This is a genomic window from Candidatus Magnetominusculus dajiuhuensis (assembly GCF_046044395.1).
Lineage (GTDB): Bacteria > Nitrospirota > Thermodesulfovibrionia > Thermodesulfovibrionales > Magnetobacteriaceae > Magnetominusculus > Magnetominusculus dajiuhuensis.
In genome coordinates this window covers 1-24,150 of sequence record NZ_JBJUSG010000009.1, presented here as the reverse complement: position 1 = coordinate 24,150, position 24,150 = coordinate 1, and the positions used below count along the sequence as shown (strand labels likewise).

Annotated in this window: 19 protein-coding genes, 1 tRNA gene and 1 other RNA gene; 11 read left to right on the top strand and 10 right to left on the bottom strand. The window is 49.5% G+C overall.

The window, feature by feature from the left end:
- A complete protein-coding gene (locus AB7D94_RS02560) occupies positions 1-972 on the bottom strand; it encodes a PIN/TRAM domain-containing protein (protein ID WP_420264151.1) in 972 nt (323 codons plus the stop codon).
- A gap of 200 nt (positions 973-1,172) precedes the next feature.
- Between AB7D94_RS02560 and AB7D94_RS02555 the strand changes: the two genes are divergently transcribed.
- The 9 genes from AB7D94_RS02555 to AB7D94_RS02515 all read left to right on the top strand — a co-directional run bounded on the left by AB7D94_RS02555 (position 1,173) and on the right by AB7D94_RS02515 (position 14,111).
- Positions 1,173-2,309 carry a pyridoxal-phosphate-dependent aminotransferase family protein gene (locus AB7D94_RS02555; protein ID WP_420264150.1) on the top strand — a complete coding sequence of 379 codons (1,137 nt, stop codon included), beginning with the start codon at positions 1,173-1,175 and terminating at the stop codon, positions 2,307-2,309.
- A 27-nt stretch (positions 2,310-2,336) separates the two neighbouring features.
- A complete protein-coding gene (gene serA / locus AB7D94_RS02550; protein ID WP_420264149.1) occupies positions 2,337-3,920 on the top strand; it encodes a phosphoglycerate dehydrogenase in 1,584 nt (527 codons plus the stop codon).
- A gap of 37 nt (positions 3,921-3,957) precedes the next feature.
- Positions 3,958-5,235, top strand: coding sequence for an adenylosuccinate synthase (locus AB7D94_RS02545; RefSeq protein ID WP_420264148.1), 1,278 nt, complete (start codon positions 3,958-3,960; stop codon positions 5,233-5,235).
- A gap of 7 nt (positions 5,236-5,242) precedes the next feature.
- A complete protein-coding gene (locus AB7D94_RS02540) occupies positions 5,243-5,953 on the top strand; it encodes a ComF family protein (protein ID WP_420264147.1) in 711 nt (236 codons plus the stop codon).
- A 286-nt stretch (positions 5,954-6,239) separates the two neighbouring features.
- Positions 6,240-7,070: an ABC transporter permease gene (locus AB7D94_RS02535; protein ID WP_420264146.1), complete on the top strand. Its 831-nt coding sequence runs from the start codon at positions 6,240-6,242 to the stop codon at positions 7,068-7,070.
- Positions 7,071-7,088: 18 nt separating this feature from the next.
- Positions 7,089-8,474 (top strand): ABC transporter ATP-binding protein, encoded by a 1,386-nt coding sequence (locus AB7D94_RS02530; protein ID WP_420264145.1) that lies wholly within the window; start codon positions 7,089-7,091, stop codon positions 8,472-8,474.
- Positions 8,475-8,483: 9 nt separating this feature from the next.
- Positions 8,484-12,401, top strand: coding sequence for a glycosyltransferase (locus tag AB7D94_RS02525; protein WP_420264144.1), 3,918 nt, complete (start codon positions 8,484-8,486; stop codon positions 12,399-12,401).
- A gap of 66 nt (positions 12,402-12,467) precedes the next feature.
- Entirely contained in the window at positions 12,468-13,661 is a 1,194-nt protein-coding gene (locus tag AB7D94_RS02520; RefSeq protein ID WP_420264177.1) for an Nramp family divalent metal transporter, read from the top strand.
- Between the two features lie 15 nt (positions 13,662-13,676).
- Positions 13,677-14,111: a hypothetical protein gene (locus AB7D94_RS02515; RefSeq protein ID WP_420264142.1), complete on the top strand. Its 435-nt coding sequence runs from the start codon at positions 13,677-13,679 to the stop codon at positions 14,109-14,111.
- A gap of 2 nt (positions 14,112-14,113) precedes the next feature.
- On the opposite strand, the gene AB7D94_RS02510 is transcribed toward AB7D94_RS02515, so the two are convergent.
- The 9 genes from AB7D94_RS02510 to AB7D94_RS02470 all read right to left on the bottom strand — a co-directional run bounded on the left by AB7D94_RS02510 (position 14,114) and on the right by AB7D94_RS02470 (position 21,620).
- The gene (locus tag AB7D94_RS02510) at positions 14,114-15,049 is read right to left on the bottom strand and encodes a J domain-containing protein (protein WP_420264140.1); all 936 of its coding nucleotides are present in this window, start codon (positions 15,047-15,049) and stop codon (positions 14,114-14,116) included.
- 50 nt (positions 15,050-15,099) lie between these two features.
- Positions 15,100-16,008 carry a 3-deoxy-8-phosphooctulonate synthase gene (kdsA, locus tag AB7D94_RS02505; RefSeq protein ID WP_420264138.1) on the bottom strand — a complete coding sequence of 303 codons (909 nt, stop codon included), beginning with the start codon at positions 16,006-16,008 and terminating at the stop codon, positions 15,100-15,102.
- A gap of 399 nt (positions 16,009-16,407) precedes the next feature.
- The gene (locus AB7D94_RS02500) at positions 16,408-18,000 is read right to left on the bottom strand and encodes an alginate export family protein (protein ID WP_420264136.1); all 1,593 of its coding nucleotides are present in this window, start codon (positions 17,998-18,000) and stop codon (positions 16,408-16,410) included.
- 444 nt (positions 18,001-18,444) lie between these two features.
- Positions 18,445-18,612 carry a hypothetical protein gene (locus tag AB7D94_RS02495; RefSeq protein ID WP_420264133.1) on the bottom strand — a complete coding sequence of 56 codons (168 nt, stop codon included), beginning with the start codon at positions 18,610-18,612 and terminating at the stop codon, positions 18,445-18,447.
- 164 nt (positions 18,613-18,776) lie between these two features.
- The gene (gene recR, locus AB7D94_RS02490; RefSeq protein WP_420264131.1) at positions 18,777-19,376 is read right to left on the bottom strand and encodes a recombination mediator RecR; all 600 of its coding nucleotides are present in this window, start codon (positions 19,374-19,376) and stop codon (positions 18,777-18,779) included.
- An 8-nt stretch (positions 19,377-19,384) separates the two neighbouring features.
- Positions 19,385-19,726, bottom strand: coding sequence for a YbaB/EbfC family nucleoid-associated protein (locus tag AB7D94_RS02485; RefSeq protein ID WP_420264129.1), 342 nt, complete (start codon positions 19,724-19,726; stop codon positions 19,385-19,387).
- A 23-nt stretch (positions 19,727-19,749) separates the two neighbouring features.
- Positions 19,750-21,363, bottom strand: coding sequence for a DNA polymerase III subunit gamma/tau (gene dnaX / locus AB7D94_RS02480; protein WP_420264127.1), 1,614 nt, complete (start codon positions 21,361-21,363; stop codon positions 19,750-19,752).
- A 43-nt stretch (positions 21,364-21,406) separates the two neighbouring features.
- Positions 21,407-21,504: signal recognition particle sRNA small type (gene ffs, locus AB7D94_RS02475), an RNA gene on the bottom strand.
- Between the two features lie 22 nt (positions 21,505-21,526).
- Positions 21,527-21,620 (bottom strand) — tRNA-Ser (locus AB7D94_RS02470).
- A gap of 428 nt (positions 21,621-22,048) precedes the next feature.
- On the opposite strand from AB7D94_RS02470, the gene AB7D94_RS02465 reads away from it, so the two are divergent.
- Together AB7D94_RS02465 and AB7D94_RS02460 are read left to right on the top strand one after the other, a co-directional pair.
- Entirely contained in the window at positions 22,049-23,800 is a 1,752-nt protein-coding gene (locus AB7D94_RS02465) for a putative sulfate exporter family transporter (RefSeq protein ID WP_420264125.1), read from the top strand.
- Between the two features lie 19 nt (positions 23,801-23,819).
- Positions 23,820-23,981 (top strand): hypothetical protein, encoded by a 162-nt coding sequence (locus tag AB7D94_RS02460; RefSeq protein WP_420264123.1) that lies wholly within the window; start codon positions 23,820-23,822, stop codon positions 23,979-23,981.
- Positions 23,982-24,150: the final 169 nt, after the last annotated feature.

The following is a 24,150-nucleotide window of genomic DNA, read 5'->3' as shown; positions in this document are numbered from 1 at the left end:
CTATTCTACGTTGGGCTTGGAGAAAATCATTCTCCCCGCCGTCGTCTGCAAGACGCTGGTTACTATGACCTCGACATTCTTGCCGATGAGCTTTCGGGCACTCTCCACCACGACCATCGTGCCGTCGTCCGTGTAGGCCACCCCCTGGTTGGATTCCTTGCCCTCTTTTATTATAAACACCTTCATCAGCTCACCGGGCAGGACGACCGGCTTGAGGGCATTTGCCAACTCGTTGACATTCAACACGGGTACTTCGTGCAATTGGGCAACCTTGTTCAGATTGAAATCGTTCGTTATGATTTTGGCATTCATCACCTTGCCCAGTGCAACTAACTTGGAGTCCACCTCTTTTATCTTAGGAAAGTCCTCGTCAATGATTCTCACTGTGATTCCCGCTAGTTTTTGCACCCTGTGCAGGACGTCAAGCCCACGCCGTCCACGGCTTCTTTTCATGGAATCCGCAGAGTCCGCTATATGCTGAAGCTCCTGCAGTATAAACTGTGGAACTATAAACACGCCATCAAGAAAGCCGGTGTCGCAGACATCAGCAATCCTGCCGTCAATTATCGCGCTGGTATCAAGGATTTTTAGATTTTCCTCGCCCCCCTGCCCCCTGAAAAGCCTCATAGTGCTCGCGATGGAGAGATTATCGCCCTTTGAAAAACCGATTAACAGGCCGATATACGATGATACCAGGTCAATTGTGGTTGTTATGAGCTGATTGTCCTTTATCAGAGACCGCAGTGGATATGTTACAAGTTTGGCTATAACTATCCCTATAAAAAGCCCTATAAGTCCGCCTATTACCTTACCCATGCGGAGCTTTCTGAAGAAAAACTCTGAGCCTAACACCAAAACACCGGCCATTGCCCCAACGGCAGGGCCTTCAAACGTGTACCCATAAGGATTAATCAGGATGTAACCGCTTATGACAAAGACGACAAAAATAAAAATACGCAATACATTTGTCATTTATTCATTCACCTCCCGGCTTTAAGATACTACCACCGCGCGAAACACGCGGCACACAGGCTCACTGATTATTTTATTACAGACGGCTATATTATTTCTCATGCTTTTTATTATAATAATCGCGTCGGTGTGTTGTAAACTATGAAAATAAAAAATATTTGCAAACAGCGAATTGTTTTTAAAATAACCGGAGGTGTAAAATGCTAAAAAAGTATCTGCTTGCGCCCGGACCCACGCCGGTGCCGCCTGAGGCCCTTGCCGCTATGTCTATGCCGATGATTCATCATCGCGCCCCTGACTTCATTCCAATCTTTGACGCCGCAAGGACAGGCCTTAAACATCTGTATCAAACCAAAAACGATGTCCTCATCCTTTGTTCCACAGGCACGGGGGGAATGGTTGCGGCAGTCACGAATTTTTTCAATCACGGCGATAAGGCCGTCGTAGTCAACGGAGGAAAATTCGGCGAGCGCTGGATTAAGATATGCAAGGCCTTCGGGCTTGAGATTATAGAAATAAAGGTTGACTGGGGCTATACGCTAAACCCCGCGCGCCTTGAGGAGGTTCTCAACAAAGAGCAGGGTGTGAAGGGCGTCTTTGTTCAGGCCACTGAGACCTCAACCGGCGTAAACCACGACATCAAAGCCATCGCCGGCATAGTTAATAAACATGGTGAGGCGCTTTTGGTTGTTGACGCGATAAGTTCCCTCGTTGCCCATGATTTAAAGACAGACGAGTGGGGCATAGATATTATGATTGGCGGCTCGCAGAAGGGATTGATGCTCCCGCCGGGGCTGGCCTTTATAAGCGTGTCTGAAAAGGCGTGGAAGATGGCTGAGACGTCTAAAATCGAGAAGTTTTATTTTAATCTGAAGGTAGAGCGGCAAAAGCAACAGGACAATCAGACGAATTTCACCTCTGCCGTGACGTTGATAATCGGCCTTAACGAGTCAATAAAGATACTTGAAAGGGAGGGGCTTGAAAACGTATTTAAGCGCCACGCACTATTGGCTGAAGCCACACGTCGGGCAGTTAAGGCCATAGGCTTGGGGTTATATGCGAAGGAGATGCCAAGCGACGCCGTAACGGCCATTGAGGCCCCTGAGGGCGTAGACGGCCAGAAGATATACAAGGTACTGAGGGAAAGATACGGCGTTACCGCCGCAGGCGGGCAGGACCAGGCTAAAGGAAAGATATTCCGCATCGCCCATCTTGGCTACTCAGACAGATTTGACATAATAACGGCCATCTCGGCCATAGAGATGACGCTAAAGACGCTTGGCGCACCAGTAACGCTTGGCAAGGGGGTCGCGGCCTGTGAAGAGATACTGCTGTAATAAAACCATTTTTGGGGGTATTGCCTGATGAAAGTACTTGTAAGCGATAATATATCAGACAAAGGGGTTGAGATATTAAGAAACGCGTCGTTGGAAGTTGACGTAAAGACCGGCATGACGCCGGACGAGCTAAAGGCGTGTATAGGGCAGTATGACGGTATAGTTATCAGAAGCGCCACTAAGCTGACGGCGGATGTGATAGAGTGTGCAAAGAATTTAAAGGTAATCGGGCGTGCAGGCTCCGGGCTTGACAATGTTGACAAGGCCGCCGCCACAAGCAAGGGAATCGTCGTAATGAACACACCCGGGGGCAACACCATTACCACAGCCGAGCACACGATTGCCCTTATTGTGTCGCTTGTGCGCAAAATTCCACAGGCCACGCAGTCTATGAAGTCTGGCAAGTGGGAGAAGAAGAAATTCATGGGCGTTGAACTGTTTGACAAGACCCTTGGCGTTCTGGGACTCGGAAACATCGGCTCTCAGGTGGCAAAGAGGGCGCTGGGGCTGAATATGAAGGTTATCTGCTATGACCCGTTTTTAAATGAGGAACTTGCTGGCAATTTGGGTATAAAGAAGGTCTCGCTGGATGAGCTATTCGCCGGTTCCGATATAATAACGGTACACACGCCCCTGACGCACGAGACAAAATATATCATAAACAAGGACTCCATCGGCAAGATGAAAGACGGCGTGAGGATAATCAACTGCGCGCGCGGCGGGATAGTTGAGGAAGTTGCCCTATATGAGGCGATAAAGTCCGGGAAGGTATCAGGTGCCGCCCTTGATGTGTTTGAGAAGGAGCCGCCTGAGAATTCCCCTCTTATGACCCTTGATGAGGTCATCTGCACCCCTCACCTTGGTGCCTCTACCCATGAGGCGCAGGAAAATGTGGCGCTGGCGGTGGCCGGCCAGATAGCGGATTATCTGGTACACGGTACGATTCGTCATGCCGTGAACTTCCCTTCCATACCGGCAGACCAGGTCAATACCCTGAGGCCCTACATAGATTTGGCTGAGAAGATGGGTTGTTTTGCCTCCTATTTCATGGACGAAGAGGTGAAGGAGATAAGCATAGAACTCAGGGGCGAGGCGGCTGAGATAATGAACGAACCCGTTAAGATAGCCGCTGTAAAGGGGTTCTTAACGCCTGTCCTTGAGCATACAGTGAACTTTGTAAATGCAACGCACATAGCAAAAGAGCGCGGGATAATCGTTAAGGTGACGAAAAATGCCGATGCGGGCGACTATAACACGAGGGTTGACCTTGTAATAAAGTCTGCGAAGAAGGACTTTAGCGTCTCCGGCACATTGTTCAGCAAAAAGGACCCGAGGATAGTAGCGATAGATAATTATATAATCGAAGTAATCCCCGAAGGGACGATGTTGTATATAAACAACAACGACAGGCCGGGCGTCATAGGCAGCATAGGAACCCTCTTTGGGCAGAGCGGTATAAACATCGCAAGGATGCACTTCGGCAGGGAAACCAAGGGCGGTATGGCCGTATCTGTGGTCAGCGTAGATGGAAATGTTGGCAAGGATATCCTGGACAAGATAACGAAACTTCCCAATATAATAGAAGTAAAGAAAATAACGATGAACGGTTGAACCTTCACGGAGGGGTGGTGACAAATACGGAGGAGCAATGGCAAATATCATAATAGTGGGCACACAGTGGGGAGACGAGGGCAAGGGCAAGATAGTGGACTGCCTGACGGAGAAATCAAACGTGGTGGCTCGCTACCAGGGCGGGCACAATGCCGGGCACACGGTAGTAATAGGGGGCGATAAGTTTATCCTTCACCTGATACCATCGGGCGTTTTACATAAAGACAAGTTGTGCATTATCGGCAACGGCGTGGTGGTTGACCCATTGGCGCTGATTACGGAGATAGAAGAGCTAAAGGCCAGAGGCGTTGCGGTAATGGAGAATCTGAAGGTGAGTAAAAATGCCCATCTGATAATGCCGACCCATGTGTCGCTGGACTTATCAAAGGAGCTGAAAAAGGGGAGTAAAAAAATTGGCACAACAGGGCGTGGCATTGGCCCGTGCTATACCGATAAGGCGTCGCGCTCAGGCATCAGAATGCTCGATTTGTTTTGGCCTGAGCAATTTAAGGAAAAACTCAGGGCAAACGTTGCCGACGCAAACTATATGCTTGGGCAATTCCCTGACACCAAAAAATTAGGTGCCGATGAGATTTATAATATGTATATGTCCTATGGCGAAAAACTTGCCCCATACGTTGATGACACGGACATAACTATAAATGAGGCGATAAAAAGCGGTAAAAGCGTCCTGTTTGAGGGTGCACAGGGCACACTGCTTGACGTTGACCACGGCACATATCCATATGTAACGTCGTCAAACGCCACCGCCGGTGGGGCAATGACAGGACTTGGCGTAGGCCCTAAGTGTATAGACGAGGTGCTGGGGGTTGCCAAGGCCTATACAACACGCGTGGGGGAAGGCCCGTTCCCATCTGAACTCATGGGGCAGGAGGGCGAACTCCTCAGAGAAAAGGGTGCCGAATATGGGGCTACTACGGGGAGGCCGCGCCGGTGCGGCTGGCTCGATTTCGTAGTTCTCAGGCACGCCGTAAGGGTTAACGGCCTTACGGGACTTGTAATCACAAAGCTCGACATCCTTGATGGGATGGACAAGATAAAGGTATGCGTTGGTTATAGGTATAAAGATCAACTGTTGAAGGATTTTCCAAAAGAGATGCCCATTCTTGAGGGCTGTACGCCGGTTTACGAGGAGCTTGACGGCTGGACGGGACACACTACCGCGGGTGTTCGTTCATATGGCAAACTACCTCAAAAGGCGAAGGACTATATGAAGGTGATAGGGGAGACGCTTGGGATTCCCATTGCTATTGTCTCAACGGGGCAGGATAGAGACGATATAATTTACAGTTGACGGCTCAATGCCATCATATACCAAAATCATGGAGGGGATACTTGGCATACTCTTCCCGTCGCTATGCCCGGTATGCGGCAGGCCCTCTGACGAATTGGCGACATCCCCGATATGTGGGGTCTGCTGGGCGAACATGAGCCGCCTGCCTGCTAATGTGTGCAGTGTGTGCTCTAAACCCCTGCAGGTTGAGGGGATTACTAAATGCGGGGATTGTTATGCGGAGAAACCGTTTTATTCTACTGTAAGGGCGTACGCGCGGTTTTCCGGTGCTATGAAAGAGGCGATACATCTGTTTAAATTTTCAGGTGTAAGGAGGCTTGCGCGGCCATTAGCCGAGCTGCTTAAGAAAATAGAAATACCGGAGGCAGACTTAATCGTGCCCGTTCCACTGACAAAAAAGAGGCTTACAGAGAGGGGTTTTAACCAGAGTCTGCTCCTTGCCAAGGCCATATCGGACTTCACCCAAATACCCCTTTCGTACGATACTCTGCTGAAGGTAAAGGAAACCCCTCATCAAACCACGCTCAGGGGGACAGAGCGGGTTAAATCTCTCAGGAATGCCTTCAGGTCGGCCATAAGCGTAAAGGGTAAAAAGATAGCCGTAGTGGATGATGTTATGACTACGGGAGCTACAATAAACGAATGCGCGAGGGCGCTCATAAAGGCGGACGCCCTGAGTGTCTTAGGCATCGTCGCGGCCCGCACCGTACTGGAGTAGTCCAATATTTTGCCCGATATTTTGCTTAGAACAGGACATTTCTACTTTGGCAGGAATAGGACATTTTTATTTTGGCTTGACACAGGTGTCATAGCGCAATTGACAACAACTCCCCGATTATGTTACCATTTCGCATGGATATTTATTGTCGGCCTTCTACGTGTGGGATTTGGGATGCTTGGGGGCTATGAGGGTGCTGAGGGTGCTGTCCAGTCTTTGGGTGCTGTCCAGTCTTTTCCCCAGTCCGTGTGGGTCAATTAATGCGGGGTAGTCGGCCATAGCAACGGTGTTCTTAACCAGGCTGATATCGTTGAAGATGGTGGCCCTTCGCTTTGTCCGTGAGGTTATAAGCAACAGGTATATGCTCAAATGCCTCGTGATTCGTGACTTGAAGAGCCGCTACACTGGCTCATTCCTCGGAGTTTTCTGGGCGGTCATTCACCCCGTTATCACTGTTATAACCTATACGTTTATTTTTTCATTCGTACTGAAGGCAAGGCTTGGGCCTGAGGCTGGAACCAAAAGTTTCCTGTTATGGCTGCTGTGTGGCCTTGCGCCGTGGTTATATTTCGCTGAGACGGTGCAGCGCAACGTGCAAATCCTCATCGAAAACAAGATGCTTATAACTAAAAGCCTTTTCCCTTCAGAGCTTTTGCCTCTCAGCATACTGCTTTCAAATATGCTTAACCACGCAATAATGTTCGGCATCATTGGTGTGGCCGCGGTGATAATCACCAAAAAGCTCACAATTCTCATACTCTATCTGCCGGTGTATATCTTCCTGTTGAGCCTGCTTATTATGGGTATCAGTTGGATGGTCTCAAGCATGAACATATTTCTCAGAGACATCGGGCAAGTCATAAACGTACTAATCGGGATGTGGTTTTTTTATACCCCCATCGTGTATCAACCGGCGGCGGTGCCGGAGGGTCTGCGAATTCTCCTGAAGCTCAACCCCATGTATTACGTTGTCGAAGGCTATAGACTATCCCTTTTGGGTATTGAGCAAAGCCACTGGAAGGGTATGCTGTTATTATTTATACTGGGAGTGGCGTCAACTGTGGCCGGAGGATTTATATTTAAACGCCTGAAACCGGACTTCGCGGAGGTGCTCTAAGTTCCTGAGTAATATATTATGGATACAACTATTTCGCTTAAAGGCGCGGGCAAGAAGTACAGGATATTCACACGCCCGACAGACAGACTAAAAGAGCTGTTAAATCCTAAGGGTAAAAAGTACCACCACGAGTTCTGGGCACTTCGCAATATAACCTTTGACGTTCCAATGGGTGAGGCGATAGGGCTTTTGGGACGTAACGGCTCAGGGAAAAGTACACTCTTGCAGCTCATATGCGGAATCCTGCGTTTGACAGAAGGGACAATTGAGACAAGGGGGCGCATATCAGCCCTGCTTGAGCTTGGCGCCGGATTTAATCCCGACTTCACCGGACGCGCAAATGTCCTTATGAATGGTGCCATCATGGGCTATACGATGGAAGAGATGGAGGACAAGATGCACTCCATCATAGAGTACGCCGACATAGGGGACTTCATTGACCAGCCGATGAAGATATATTCCACTGGAATGTACGTCAGGCTTGCATTTGCCTGTGCCGTTAACGTAAAGCCGGAGATACTTATCATTGATGAGGCGCTCTCAGTGGGAGATATATTTTTCCAGCAGAAGAGTTTTAATACGATAAGAGAAATCATTCAAAGCGGCACAACCTGCGTCTTTGTCTCACACGACATGGAGGCATTAAGAAGCCTCTGCGACAGGGCAATCCTGCTTGAAAACGGGGAAATCACCTACATTGGCTCCCCAATTGAGGCAATTAATATTTATTCCCACACGGTAAAAAAGGCCTCTGTTTTCATACCCCCGGCGGTTTATCACGCCCCGCTAACACTACCCGGCTCATCAGACGCACACGATGCCAGCAATGACCTGATGTCCCCTGAGGACATCCTTGCTCACAATATCCTCAATGAAAACACCAGAAGCTACGGCACAGGGGCAATGACTATCCTCGGCGTGAGGGTGCTGAACAAGGACGGCTACGATACGTTTCACGCGGAAATGATGGAGACACTCTCGTTTTACGCGCTCATACAGGCCAACGAACCTATATATGACACCATTGTGATTGTAAGCCTGTTTGACCGCATCGGGACATTCGTCTTCGGCGGCGGCAACAAAGAAGTGCGGCATGTGATTGCTGATATGTCCCCCGGACAACGTCTCGTTGTGAAAATAGACATAACGTTCAGCGTCAAGCCAGAGGAGTTTCTGTTTGGACTAGCCGCCAAAGGGGCAATCTACAAGGGTGCTGAGACAATTAATAGCCACGATAGAATTGACATGCTCGGGCCTATTGTCGTCACATACAGCAAGCCGACAAGCCAGATACCGTTTCACGGCATCGCAAGGCTCCCCTTTGAAGTAAAACACTTTTTAGTCAACGGCACCGCCCCGGTTAATGAACACGACAATATATCGCCCGCCCAAACTATCTCGTAACGGTGCCGCTTGAAACCAGACACTGCCCTCAAATCTGACAACCCGAGCCACATACTATGGATACGCACCGATTCCATTGGCGATAACGTCCTGGCAGCCTCTATGTTGGGTGCTGTTGCCGACAAATTTAAAACGGCCAGAATTACCGTTCTCTGTCAGGACCACATCGCTGAACTCTATGCCCCCTGCCCCTTTGTAGATAACGTAATCTCATTTAACAAGACACTTGCCTACACGGACGCCCATTACCGTGAGGTCATCATAAGGCGCATACAAGCCCTCGACGTGGATATCGCAATGAACTCGGTCTACTCCAGAGAGCTTATCGGCGATATATTCACAACCAGAAGCGGCGCTAAGGTCAGGGTGGGGTTCCTTGGAGACCTGTGCAATATCAGCGAGGCACACAGAAGCTCAAATAATTGCTATTATACGGCGCTCTTGCCGTCAGCGTACAGGCCTGAAACAGCCGAAATATATAGACATGCGGATTTCCTGAGGTATTTCGGCATTGAGACAGGAGAACCGCTCCATCCCGCCGTGTGGACAACCACGGAGGACGAAAGGTTTGCCGATGAGTTTTTTGAGCGCCATGACCTTCATAGTGCTCAGACCCTGGCCGTTGCGCCTGGCTCTCAAAACGACTATAAGATATATCCATTATTCAGCGAGGTATTAAAGGGCTTTACAAATTTTAAATTGATACTCCTTGGCGGTATGGACACGGTTGATGTCTCAGCCCAAATATTCGGGAATTTTAAGGGCACATGCCACAACCTGACCGGCAAGGCTACACTTCGCCAGACGGCGGCGATAATCCGCCGCAGCCGCCACCTGCTGTCCTCTGATTCGGCGGCCGCCCATATCGCCACAGCCGTGGGGACACAAAACGTGGTAGTCCTTGGTGGAGGGCATTTCGGGCGGTTTTTCCCATACTCGCGCCTTACGACCGCGGTGTGCCTGCCGCTTGAGTGCTATGGATGTGGCTGGAGATGCCGGTTTGAGGAGAAGTTTTGCATAACGGCCATTGACCCGGCGCTGATTGCAAGGGCAATGAGCGCATCGCTTAAAACGCCTCCGGATAAGCCTCAAATAGTTGCACAGGGCAGCGCTCTTTGGCCAGGGCAGCTACCTCACTGGCACAACGCCGGGACGTTCATTGACACTGCGCTTATCAATATACAAACATATGGCGAAATCCCTGAGCTGGCAGGCAGGACAATATCCACACCTGTCACCGCACGCGGTGATGTACCGGGCAATACGGCGGTAAACGCCATAGTTGAGAGATTAAAGACTGCCTCGTCGCAGCAGGAGACTCTTTCTCTTTATGAGTCATACCTCGAAATTCTTCCATTTGATCTGAACGCGGCACAAACGGCCCACACCCTGAGGCTGGATATATGGCGGCAGCGGCTTCCAAAGATAACCATCGTAACGCCTTCATTTAATCAGGGGGCATATCTTGAGCAGTGTATATTGTCTGTTATTACGCAGGGCTACCCGAACCTTGAGTATATAATAATGGACGGCGGCAGTTCAGACAACTCCGTTGAGATAATTAAGAAATATCAACGCCATATAACATACTCAAAAAGCGCCCCTGACGCCGGTCAGTACGCGGCCATAGACGAGGGCCTCAGACGCGCCACCGGAGAGATTATGGGCTGGTTAAACTCCGACGACAAGCTACACGCGGGTGCGCTTTGGATTGTGTCGCTGGTGTTTAGGGCCTTTAGCGAAGTCCAGTGGATTATGGGACGTCCAACCGTCTGGGACGAAAGCGGGATGCTCACAACAGTCCTTGAGCCAATCCCGCTATGGTCAAGAAAAATGTACCTTGAAGGGCACATAGGCCCGCCGCACATACAGCAGGAATCCACATTCTGGCGGAGGCAGCTATGGCAGGAGGCAGGTGGATACCTTGACACAACCCTAAGATATGCCGGGGACATGGAGCTATGGGCGCGGTTTTTCAGGATTGCGGCCCTTTACAGCGTGGACTCACTCATTGGCGGAATCAGGAATCATCCGCGGCAAAAGACCGCCAAACCCGCCTCAGACGGCAGCGGTTATTACGACTATGGGGACTATAACTCAGAGGCAGGGGTTATTATCGCCCGTGAGGCGGCACTTTACAACAAATCACCTCAGCCCCTCTACCCACCCCCCAGGCCCGTCTGCCCGGGGGATGCCGCCCTAAGACTGAGTGATTCGATTCTACCTGAGAACTTCTCATGTTTTACATATTCAAGGCAATACCACCGGGCATATTTTAACAACGCTGAACTTGACACGGCAGACACCTCAATCGAAGGCTACCGGTATAATCTGGCGGCTGCCTTTGCGGGGTCCAACTTACCGCCGCGTGGCAAGGTCATCTTTGCAGGCGGGGGTATCCGCCCTGGTGCCCTCGTGGAGCTAACCAGCGGATATGAGGTTTGGGTGCTTGGACACAATCCCAACACTCACGTCTCACACGGCGTTGTCTATGTTGAACAGTCCCCCCCTGCGGCGTTGCCACTTAACTACTTTGACCTCGCGGTTGCTGTTGAACCAGACCAACAGATGTGTAATGAGATAGAACAGTTCTTAAAAACAGGGGCATTCGCGATATTTTTCTTTGACGCTGTGGTAACTGACAACACCGTGAGTGTGTTTGGCGTCTTGCCATATGTCTTTTCCAAACCCCATGTGGCACATCCATACGTAGACACCGCGAGTCTGCGGCTTGAGCCGGGGGCATTATGCTTTGACGGTGGCAACGGCAAACATCGGCTGTCATATAACGTGCTATGGAAAAAAATACAAGAAACGCCTGAACCAACTGAGGCTGCCGCTCATTCGTTCAAACACGACACCCCCCAGATTAATTTGATTACCGTGGTTGCCATAGCAAACCACTGCCCGGAGTTCATCAGAGAGACCCTCGCAGATTTGGCAAATCAGACAATAGACGGCTCAATAGAGCTTATTATAGTTGACACAGACCCGGCTGCCAATAATCAGGACGCATTCATAAAAGAGGTACGAAAAATCATAAGAAATACCGTTTTTATATGTGCACCTGAGGGAAGTTCCACCGCGGCAATGTGGAATATGGCACTAATGGCGTCAAGCGGAGAGTTCATAACGCATCTGCCAAAAAAGAGCCGGCTTGGCAGTGAAGCCCTCAAGGCTATGGCTGCCGCCCTTAGGGCTCACCCCGAGGCAGCCCTTGTCTATGGCGATACATACCTGACAATGGGCCTGGCACACGGGGCAACCGCGAGTTTCGAATTTCACCACTGCTGCGGTGCCCTTCAAATCCCTGACAGTTCATACGAACGTCTGCTCGTTGACTGCAACCTTGGCCCGCACCCCATGTGGCGCAAGGCTGTGCACAAGCAGCTTGGATATATTGACGATGGAATTGAAAAATGGTGTGAGCGCGGCCTATGGCTTAAGATAGCGGAGCGCTATAAAGTCCTGCACATAGCGGCCTTTACCGGCCTTATGATGCAGAGCGCTGCGACCGCGCCCCTTCCGCATGAACTTGAAGGGATTGTCGCCAAATTTCAAAGGAGATACTGCGAGGGACTCAGGGACAAGCTGGCCTCAAACCCGCACATCCCTGTCTATATATGGGGCGCAGGAGTCGGTGGACATGAGACATACGGCATACTGAGGGCAATGAACACCACCGCGGCGGGGTTTATAGACGGCAATCCCGCGAAATGGCATACGAAAACCAAAGGCCTTGACATCATAGAACCCGCCGAAATTGAACATAGAATTAAAGGAAAAACCCAAGCGGCAAGCCGCCCGTTTATTGTAATATCTTCCATGTACGATTCTGAGATAAGACCTGTACTGGAGGGCTGGGGATATGTCAGCAGGGAAGACTACTGGACTAATATATTTCGATTCAGATACGCTGGATTTTGAAAATCGGGTTAACGGGAAATTAAGGGGCTTCAATTGAAGAAACGACTAAGGAATCTGGCAATACTTATGTCAATCATTGGGCCTGGCATCATAACCGCGAACGTTGACAACGACGCGGGCGGCATAACAACATACTCAATTGCCGGGGCGCACTATGGCTATTCGCTCCTATGGTCGCTTATACCAATAACCGTGGCGCTCATCGTTGTGCAGGAGATGTCGGCCAGAATGGGCGCGGTAACGGGCAAAGGGCTTGCCGAGTTAATCCGCGAAAATTATGGCGTGAAGGTAACCTTCTGGCTAATGTTGTTCCTGTCCATAACAGACATAGGAAATACCGCGGCAGAGTTTGCCGGATGGGCGGCAAGTAATGAGATATTCGGCGTAAACAAGTACATATCGGTCCCATTAGGGGCATTAATCGTATGGCTGTTCATACTAAAAGGCTCCTATCGTGTCGTTGAGATAACATTTCTAGTCTTTTGCGTAGTTTATCTCGTCTATATACCCGCGGCCTTCCTTGCCAGGCCGGACTGGTCACAGGTGGCGAAGGAGACAATCAGGCCTTCTTTCAGATTCGACACCGGATATATCGTCACGCTCATCGGCGTAGTCGGCACTACAATCGCGCCATGGATGCAATTTTACATTCAGTCCTCAATAGTGGAAAAGGGCGTAAAAAAAGAAAACTACTGGGCGTCACGCATAGACGTCATATTTGGCTGTTTTATGACGGACATCATAGCCCTGTTTATCATAGTAGCGTGCGGGGCAACGCTGTACAAGGCCGGCATACACATAGAGAGCGCCAGTGACGCGGCCGTATCGCTAAAGCCGATAGCGGGCAAGTATGCCTCAGTGCTCTTCGCGGTCGGCCTTGCCAACGCGTCCTTGTTTTCCGCCTCGATTTTGCCGCTTGCCACAGCGTACTACATTTGCGAGGGGATGGGCTTTGAGGCCGGCATCAACAAGACCTTTAGAGAGGCGCCTATTTTTATGAGCCTATATACCATATTTATCGTCATTGGGGCGTTGATTGTCTTATTTCCCGGTATGCCGCTGATAGCGGTGATGTGGATTTCGCAGGTAGTCAACGGCGTTATGCTGCCCTTTGTATTGTTTTTCATGCTCATGCTTATTAACAAAAAAGAGTTAATGGGGGACTATATAAACAAGGGGACATTTAATACGATTGCATGGGCTGCGACCATAATAATGTGCGCCCTGACTTTGATGTTCGTTGTTTCGATGTTTTTATAAACCGGAGGTGGTAATTTGACAACTCGTGTTCACGCCTGCACATCCGCGGCCCTTGGCGGCGTTATTTACGCGATTACCAACTCGTGGCAAGAGGCGGCTGCTGCCCTGATAACGGGTGTGTTCATTGATATAGACCACATATTTGATTTTCTCATTTTTTCTGGAGAGAGGCTTACTATGCGTAATTTCACCTCATGGTGCGGTGAGATGAAGTGGAACCGGATAACACTCATATTTCACTCATACGAATTATTTATTGTGTTGGGATTTATAGCATATTACAGCGGGTCTGAAACGGTCACGGGTATATTGTATGGGGCAGTCCTTCATGTCCTCCTGGATCAAACAGGGAATCTCAGGAAATACCAATTTTCGCAGTGGTTTTATTTCCTCGCTTATAGAATCATAAAAGGATTTAAAAAAGACAACCTAAGGAGCTTCAAGTTATGAGGTCATCCTGAGCTTGTGGGCTTGTCAATGTTTTGATTGTGAGATTTTAGATTCGTCAAATGGCGTGTCAGGTCGTTTTCAGAGACAAGACGCTCGGCAGTAAAATATTTGCCGAGGGGATTCTGGCTTTTTTGCTGCTGCCAGACAAGCATATTACACTGAAACGGGGTAATGATCTTTAAGCGCACAAGGGCGTCACCCAAGCGCTCGCCACGATTGCGGCTCTTCATAATCTCAAGTATCTTCCCTTCGGTCAACCATCCCCATCTTGCGGCAATTTCCCCGAGGCGCTGTCTCTGCTTTGTCTGCCATACGATTGAGGCAATAAGGTCCTTCCAGGCCACAACACCGGAGTAGTATAAATACTCACCGATGCGAAGTTTGCGTTTAGGCACACTCTTTTGCTGATACGAATATGACGATGTCTTTTGAGAATCAATGGAAGCAAAGGCGCTCTTCTGCGTAAATCCACTGTTGCCTGAGAAATTGGTAGCGGCGGCGGCCTTTTGTTGTGTGTTTTGCCACGTGGAGCCACTGTAATAACTATTGGCCTTCCAGGTCTTGTCTGAGGAACTGGTTGTTGTGTTTTGGGCGGTGTTTTGTGCCTGGTGCTGCCATGTCTTTGCGGAGTAGTCTTTTCTTTGCGTGCCTTCGCTGTATGTGCTGTAATTAGTTTTAAATCTATAACCGCTTTCTCTGAGTTTCAGATATTTCGTTAATTTTTCATAGGCGGCGGCAACTACCCTGAAATCGCCGCACTGCCCGGTCTGAAGGTCAACCCCCAGGACGGCAGTCCTGTCGGGATGTGTGGCAAGGGCCATCTTGCGATAGGCGCTCTTGACGCCGGAAGGCTGGATATACTCAAGAAACTGCCTGTCTATCCTTACTTCCTTGCCAAACAGCACCCTGCACGCGTCATATAACTCTAATTCATTCATATAGCCTACCTGCCGGTATAATAAATATTTTAAAGTTATTTGTCAAGATATTATACAAAACTATGTTTAAACAGAGAATTTTTATAACCGCTGACAGTTTTATAAATATCGCCGCAGACGGACAGCAAGGCCTCGACATTCTTTAATTCAAGCATATTAGGGCCGTCACAGAGGGCGTTGTCGGGGTCTGGATGCACCTCAAGAAACAATCCTGAGGCACCCGCCGCGGCGGCGGCAAGGGCAAGCGTTGGGACAAATTCCCTCTGGCCGCTTGAACGGTCACCACTGCCGCCCGGCAGTTGGACGCTGTGTGTGGCGTCAAATACTACGTTGCAGCCGAATGCGCTCATAATGGGTATAGACCTGAAATCCACGACGAGGTTGTTATAGCCAAAGGTCGTGCCTCTCTCGGTTAGGAGAAATGGGCCGCTGCCTGCCGAGTTTAACTTTGAGAGGATGTTTTTCACATCCCACGGGGCAAGGAATTGTCCTTTTTTCACATTGACTGCCCGACCAGTGCTGGCCGCTGTGGTAAGAAGGTCTGTCTGTCTGCACAAAAAGGCCGGTATTTGAAGTAAATCCACGACCTCTGCGGCCGCTTTAGCCTCCTCTTTTGAATGTACATCGGTGGTAATACACAATCCCAATGTTTTTTTTACCTCACCAAGTATTTCAAGCCCCCTTGCCATTGAATCTCTTCTTGCGTCAAACTCATTGATTTCACAAACAGTCCCGTCGGCATTGCATCGGATTGTCTGGCTGCCAAGACCGCGATAGCCCTTCAGAGACGTCCTGTTTGCCTTATCGTACGAACTTTTAAATATAAATGGGAGCTTTAGTCTGCCGCATATTTCACTGAGGGTTGCAGCAGTCTCCATGACGATTTCCCTTGTCTCGATTACGCACGGCCCTGCGATTATCAGGAGCTTGCCGTTATTCAATAAATCTTTGATATTCATAAATCCCACAGCCTCCTGCCAAAATGCAGTTTTGTAAGTCGCTTATAAAATCTGTCATTCCTGCGAAAGCAGGAATCCAGAAACATCGTTGCACTGCGAATCATTTTTTCAATAAGTCCCATTTTCATTACTGTTGCCATTTCTTATATCAAAAGTCAGTCAAAGAAGCAAAATGATGACAGCCCTTATAAACTGCCGTGCCGTGTGTCTTCAGGGGGCACCCCCTTTGGGGAGACGGCATCCATCCGTTTTCCCGCAAGACTGGATTCCTGCTTTCGCAGGAATGACAGATATTAAAATTACTTATCTGTCAGCAACATAGAATAAAAGAGGGGCTGACTTTTGCGGTCAGCCCCTCAATCCTGAATGCGCGGCAATTGTGCGCCACGCGACAATTAACTAGAAGTTCAACTGAATGCCGTTTCTGATGGCATATGCGTTGTCTCTCCCGTAGCTGTACGTGTTGTATGTGTACGCAGGAGTTGTGGCGTTTATGTAGGTAGCCACGCCAGTTTTGTAGTCATACGCAGAGCCTGTCCAGAAATAGCCGCCCTCTACCCAGTACTTCAGGTTCTTTGACAACGCATAGGTGACTTTCGCATCAAGTTCCCAACCCAGGTTCTTTGAGTAGTTGGGGGTGTAAGGCACGCCGTTGACAAACCCGGCCGCATCATTTAAAGCAACTGCCTTTGCCGCCTGTAACCAGTACAGGTAAGTCTCGGCGCTAAGCTGCTTTGTAATATTTACGTTTCCACCGCCCTTGATGTACAGGGTGTTGGCAAGACCTGAGCTGACTAAGCCAGAGGCCGACTTTACACGGTATTCATAAACGTATGTGTAGTGCTGGTCGTTTCCTAACGAGGTGATAAACGTAGGAGTGTCGGTGCTGGTATCGTTGCCGGCCTTACCGCTTCCATATGCGGTCTCTAAGGTGAGCTTAGCCGGCCCGATATTGTAATCTAAGCCTGCCAGTCCTGCCCAGCCTCTGAAACGTCCGTCGTTGGTGAACGGCTGGTTGCTGATGTACTTTCCGGCCTGCACTTCTAAGTCGCCTCTTAAGACCACCGGGCCAATGGTACCATCGCCACGAAGGCCGAAGTTCCAAACCTGTGCGCTGTCAGTAAATGTAGGTCCACCGGCAATCGGGGTATTTTGGTAAATGGCCTGGTCATTAACAGCGGTTATGTCGCCGCTGACGTTGAAGTTGCTGCCCTTGTACGAGGCTAACAAAACATATGCGTCTGAATCGTTGGCCTGTCCGGTACCGTTAGGGCCGCTGGCAGGGTTCTGCGCAGCCAAAGCGCTGGTTGCAGGCGTGCCGTTTCTAAACTTGGCCGTTAACGCCGCAATGGTGAAGTTCTTTACAGGATTTACGAATACTACGATTGCGTCGTCGCCGTACCTTGTGTGGTCAAAAAACAGGCCGTTGCCGAGAATCAGGAGCTGATGTCCGACTTTAACGCCGTACATCGGCTGCTCGTACTTAATCCATGCCTGGCGGATGAACATGCCGCCAACCTGAGAGTTGCCACTGGCGTAAGTGCCCGTTGCGCCGCTGCCTGTTGCTATGCCGCCGTAAGTAGAGTTACCCGTGTTTCCCCAGTTCCATGTGTCTGAGTTGGTTCCGTTACCGGACTCCAGCTCGATGTAGCCTTCCACGGTGTCCGACACCTTCGCGTCGAGGTTAATCTTTACCCTACCATCAGTGTATGCCTGGTGGTCATTGTTTTGTGTTATTGGTCCTTTGTTGGAATAGACCACTACCCCGAAAGGGTTTATGTACGTGGTGGTCGTATACTGGGAGCCGTCGCTTAACTGGTTATATCTGTCGTGCGTGTACTCACCCCTGAACCTTATCTCTCCGCCGATTGTTATCTTGGTGTCTCCCTGAGCCACCACGGCCGTGTCCGACGGTGCGTCGGCGGCGTAAGCGGCCAGTGCGAAACCGAGCGCGAACACCATCACCATTACTATCACTGCGAGCTTCTTCAATTTTCAGCCCTCCATAAACATCTCTTATAACGAGATTTTCTCTCTGCCGATGGCAGAATTAATATTGATTATTCAATTCCCTATGCAGCCGCCTCATCCAACCACGGTTTTGAACACCACCTCCCTATTTCTTGTTTTACACTGTGTGCCACTATAATCTTTATCATCAATATTATCCATCTTTATTCCTCGTTATACAAGCCACCGCAAAAACCTCACCGCGACAACTCATTTGCCACCTTTGCCACCTTTGCCACCTCAACCCACTCATAACAGCCCCCTTTACAAGCTTACATATTGACCGCAACCCCAAACTTCCCACAGAACAGGGGTTCGTCCTTACCCGACATAGTATGCAAGATACATACCAACCAGCGGCAACCGCCCAGTAAAGGCACTTATACCTATTGCACCCTGCGGCTGTCCAACGTTTTTGTTGTATTTTTACAACAGCCTGTGTAACTCAGACACATAGGACGGAGTCCACTTGTAATCTTTATCTTTATTCATAACATTGACCTTCCGCTGTTCTGTCGCTATTGCATAGACCATCAGACCTCTAAAATCGGCCTCTAAAATTGATACCTGCGGCAACAGAAACAACCCGAGCATTGGTCAGTTCTCTGCTTGTAGTATGATTGTACTTAGTGTTAAAGAAAAAAGTCAAGCAAAAAACGCCCATGAAAAAATATATTTTCGCCTTTGGAGGAAGTTAATATTTTGCGTGGATTTTCTAAGAATGGCTATGAGGCGGGATTATAGGCTAATTATGCGTCTTACAGCCTTCTTCTGCCTTCTATGGATTTCCCTAAGGTGACCTCGTCGGCAAACTCGATTTCCCCGCCCATGGGAAGTCCGTAGGCAATCCTTGACACGGTTATGTTTAGAGGACGCAGGAGACCGGCGATGTATTGAGCCGTCATTTCCCCTTTCGTGTTTGGATTTGTGGCAAGAATTACCTCCTCAATTGGGTTGTCTTTGATACGCAGCAGCAGCTCATTTATTTTGAGCTTGTCGGGGGTTATTCCGTCAACGGGCGACAATGCACCGAGCAGCACATGGTACAGGCCGCCGAAGGAGCGGCTCCTCTCGATGACGACTATATTGCCTGGCTCTTCTACGACGCAAATCTTTGTATTGTCCCTCGTGGGGTCGCTGCAAATAGGGCAGAGTTCCGATTCTGTGACGTTAAAACAGGCGTTACAAAAGCCGGCCCGTTCTTTTACGCTGACGATAGCATTTGCTATGGACAGGGCGTCGTCCTTAGGCATATTCAGGATGAAAAAGGCCAGCTTTTGGGCTGTCCTCCTGCCAATGCCGGGCAAACGGCAGAGTTCGTTTATGAGTGTGTCAATTATGCCGTAAACTTCGGCCATGATCGCCCTTACTTGCCGAAGAGATTAGATATATCAGGCATTCCTGGGATTTGAAGTCCTCCGGTGACTTTAGACATCTCTTCGTGCACCTGATCCTGTGCCCTTTTGATTGCCTCATTGCAGGCGGCAACGACGAGGTCCTGGAGCATTTCAAGGTCATCGGGGTTTACGACTTCTTTGTCTATGGTGATTGAGATAAGCTGCCCTGAGCCGTTTGCTACTGCTGTTACCATGCCGCCGCCGGAGCTGGCCTCGGCGGTTTTCTGAGCCGCCTCTTCCTGCATTTTCATCATTCTTTCCTGAAGCTTTTGCGCCTCTTTCATAAGGTTTCCCAGCATTTTCTTCGACATACAGTTCCTCCTTTTTTCAGTGTTTATTTTTTTACAACAGGTTTTACTTCAACTACCGCGCCGCCGAATAAATCAAGGGCGTCTTTGACCACGGGACTTAACAGCGCCTCGGCTCTTAGGTCCTTCTCCTGTACCTTTGCAGGTTTGGCGGTTTTTACTGATACGCTATATGTATTGCCTGACAGCTCATGGAGAATGCCTTCGATGATAGATTTTTTTTCCATAACTGAGTCCGCGTGGATGCTGTTTCCACCGCTGAAGACGATGTTAACCGAGGCGTCTTCGATTGTGGCCGCGGCGTCTTTGAGTATGCCCCACAGGGGGGGGGAGGTGTCATAAATTCGGTCTATGGCCATGAGCCACAATCTCGCCGGAGGGGGTGCGGTGGATGATTTATCTTGTGAACCCGTAGGTTCAGCGGGTTGCGGCATATCAGGAGATTCGGGCGATTCTATTGATTCAGGCGGGGCAGTTGAGATGATTCGTTCATCTGCCGCGCCAGCGCGTTGTTCAATCGTCTTTTCAACTGATAATGGTTTGGGTTCAGGGGAGTGGGTACCAGCCTTAAGGTCGCGGATTATCTCGTTTATGGTCTTGAAGGAGCTGAGGAAACTTATTTTTATAAGAGACATCTCAAGCACCGCGCGTGGGGATTCGGCGTTTTTTATCATTCCTTCGGCCTTTAGCAATTCATTAAGGACTACGGTAAGCTCCTCCTCTGAGGTACCCGCGGCAACATTGCCACCCTTACACGACGCTACGAGGGCGTCCCTAAAGTATTCTATCAGATCACGGTGAAATGACAACAGATCAATGCCGCCTTCGTAGAGGTCTGCGATGATTTCAAGGATTTTCTTTCTGTTGCCGGATGAGATGGCGGCGGCGGTTGCGGCAATAGCGGACGTATTTGAAGTGCCAATCAGGGCTGAGACATCGTCCTCGGTAATGCTGGAAGAGAACGAGGCGATCTGGTCAAGCAGCGTGAGCGAATCTCGCATACTGCCGTCGGCGGCCTTTGCAAGGGCGGAAAGGGCCTCATCGGTAATATCGAACCCCTCGGCCTTAGAGATGACGCTGAGTTGTTCTCTGATTTTATCAAGGGCAATTCTCTTAAAAGGCAGGTGCTGGCATCTTGAGAGCACGGTGGTGATAATCTTCTTTGGGGCGGTAGTGGCCAGGATAAATACAACATGGGCGGGAGGCTCTTCAAGGGTCTTTAACAGGGCGTTAAACGCGGCGTTTGAGAGCATGTGCGCCTCGTCTATGATGTAGATTTTATATTTTGCTCCTGATGGGGCGTATTTTACTTTTTCTATAAGTTCTCTGACCTCTTCAACCTTGTTGTTTGAGGCGCCGTCAATTTCGATAACGTCAAGAAACGAGCCATTTCTGATGGATACGCAATTAGGGCATGTGCCGCAGGGGGATGTCGTAGGGCCGTCAAGGCAGTTGAGCGCCCTGGCGAAAATCCTTGCGGCGGATGTCTTTCCAACGCCGCGCGGGCCTGAAAAGATATACGCATGGGCAATTCTTTGCTGAGAAATGGCATTTTTCAGGATTTTCACAGCCGTATCCTGCCCTGCGAGGTCTTCAAAGCCCCGCGGCCTCCATTTCCTGGCCAGAACTAAATATGGCAACGCTATTGCTCCTCTTGTGCCGGATTACTTTCCTTTATGCAGCCGGGTAAAGACTTACCACGGCACACAGACATAATGCTTACCGCTGCTTCCTTCCGGACCTGACGGGGTTCACACCTGCCCGTTGCGCAGGGCCATTACCCAACTGCATAAAAGAAAGTACTGGCGGAGAGGGAGGGATTTGAACCCTCGGCGAAGCTTTTAGACCCCGCACACGATTTCCAGTCGTGCTCCTTCAGCCGCTCGGACACCTCTCCGGTTCGTTATTGTACACGATTTTACGCGAATTTACCAGTACTAAATCTTGACATATAAATATTCATGGCAACCGCAATCAGGGCGTCCCGCCGCTGACACGCCACGCATTGGCTTGCCACGATGTTTATTTCACACAATGGTTACTCAGCTTGACATTTTTATTTTTTATATGACAGAATAGCTTCGGCGTGGGTGTGTAGTTGGCGTAGTTGGCGGCAACGCGCTGGTTTGCCGGATTTGCCGGTAAAAGGTACGGTTAACTCTTTGAGGTCGGCTCTATGAGGTTAGCTATATGGGATTGCGGGTAATGGAAACGTCACGCATCGGTAACACCATCGGCTTTTATCACGCTAAACCCTTGCCATTGAAGGCTTCATTTTATGAAGTTTTGATATATACACTAAGCTAGTAAGGAGGCGCGGTAGTTATGGAGGAAAAAACTGCTGGAATAAGCGAAGACTGGTTGTCGTTGTTTCTTGGTGTTTTTATTTTCATGGTATCTCTGGGGCTGTTCATGGGGCATGACCTTATGGGCTGGGGAATCAGCACCTCAATCTGGACTGACCCGACTAAGGCAATGTCCGCTATATCAAAGAAGTATAAGCCGGTAAAAGGAGAACTCACGAAGATTGACGGTGCCAAACTTACCCTTAAACTTGCCGATGGCAAAGAGGACAGCGTTACCGCCGAGGGTGATGTCTCCGCCCTTAAAGTTGGCGATGTTTATGAGAAAAAGGGTATAACCGGCGTCACCGCCCTGTTTCTCACATATGCGGCCATGCTCATAGTTATGCTTGTCGGGGCAAGGTTGATGGGCATTAATGTGGGTAAATTCGCAGTTGGATTCACTGTCCTGTTTTGGCTTAGTTACCTCTGCTGGTTTACGGGACACTACGCCCATATAGCGGCTACGAAAAACCAACTGGCGGGTTTTAAAATCAACTGGGCCTTGAGCCTGACCCCGGAAGCCGGTTTTATAGTGGCGTTAATTGCGGGTCTTATTGTGGGGAATTTCTTCCCGAAATTGTCCGGGACACTGAAAGAGGCGGCAAGGCCGGAGCTTTATATAAAGACCGCCATAGTAATCATGGGCGCTATGCTCGGCCTCAAGGCGGCGGAGTCTTTTACGCTGGCCTCGGCGGTGTTGTTCAGAGGGCTTTGCGCTATTGTAGAGGCATATCTCATCTACTGGGCGGTGGTGTATTACGTGGCAAGAAAGTACTTCAAGTTCAGCAGCGAATGGGCAGCCCCGTTGGCGGCAGGCATATCTATCTGCGGCGTGTCGGCGGCCATAGCAGTGGGCGGTGCAATAAGGGCGCGTCCGATAGTGCCTATAATGGTCTCTTCACTTGTCGTTATATTTGCCGTTGTGGAGATGTTAATCCTGCCGTTTGCGGCGCAGATATTTCTATGGAGCGAACCACTGGTCGCCGGTGCATGGATGGGGCTTGCAGTCAAGACAGATGGAGGCGCTGTGGCAAGCGGGGCTATAACCGACGCCCTGATACGCGCAAAGGCCATGGATATGTCGGGTATAAATTACGAGGCTGGCTGGATTACTATGGCCAGCACGACGGTAAAAATGTTTATAGACATATTTATCGGTGTATGGGCATTCGTTTTGGCAATTGTATGGTGTACGAAGATGGAATGCAAGCCAGGTGAAAAGGTTAAGGCCGTAGAGATTTGGCAGAGATTCCCTAAATTTGTCATCGGCTATGTGGTAACCTTCCTGCTGCTTCTCTTCATATGTTTCCCATCCACAAAGGCAATAGCCCCGGTGGACAATCAGGTGAAGACGCTGACAACTGAAATCGCCTCACTACAAAAGAAGCTGGCCTCTCCTGTACTCCCCATAGAGGAAGCGTCAATTAAGGCCAGAATAGATGAGTCTAAGGACAAGATAAAAAGCCTCAACGGTAGTGTTAAAAACCATAGAGATATGCTTGCAAAGGCCAAACTGGCCACCGACGAGAGTAACACCTTTAGGGTGATGTTCTTTGTCCTTACGTTTTTTAGTATCGGCCTCGTCTCCAACTTCAAAAAACTGTGGGAAGAGGGTATTGGCAAGCTCGCGGTTGTGTATGTCATATGTCTGTTTGGGTTTATCATATGGGTAGGGCTGTTCATTTCATGGTTATTTTTCCATGGGGTAAAACCACCGATAGTTACAGGTTAAATAAGGAGGACTTTATACGATGGCGGATGAACCGAAATTTTCCGAGGAAATAAAGAAGATGGAATATGAGCCGATTTCTCAGGTGGAGAAGAGGCTCATAGCGTGGAGTCTTGGGATTGGAGTAGCGGCTCTGGGGTTTTTCTATTTGTTGAGCATAACGTTCTTTCCGGGCGGCCACTGATTTAGTGGGGGGGGGAAGAAAGAAGACTGCCGTATGCGGCGCAGTGCCGTGTACGGCGGTTTTTATAATATCTGGTAATATCTCTTACCCTGTTCCGAGTAGTGATTTATGAAAACTGTAATACCAAAATAGAAATGTCCTATTCTACCAAAGTAGAAATGTCCTAAAG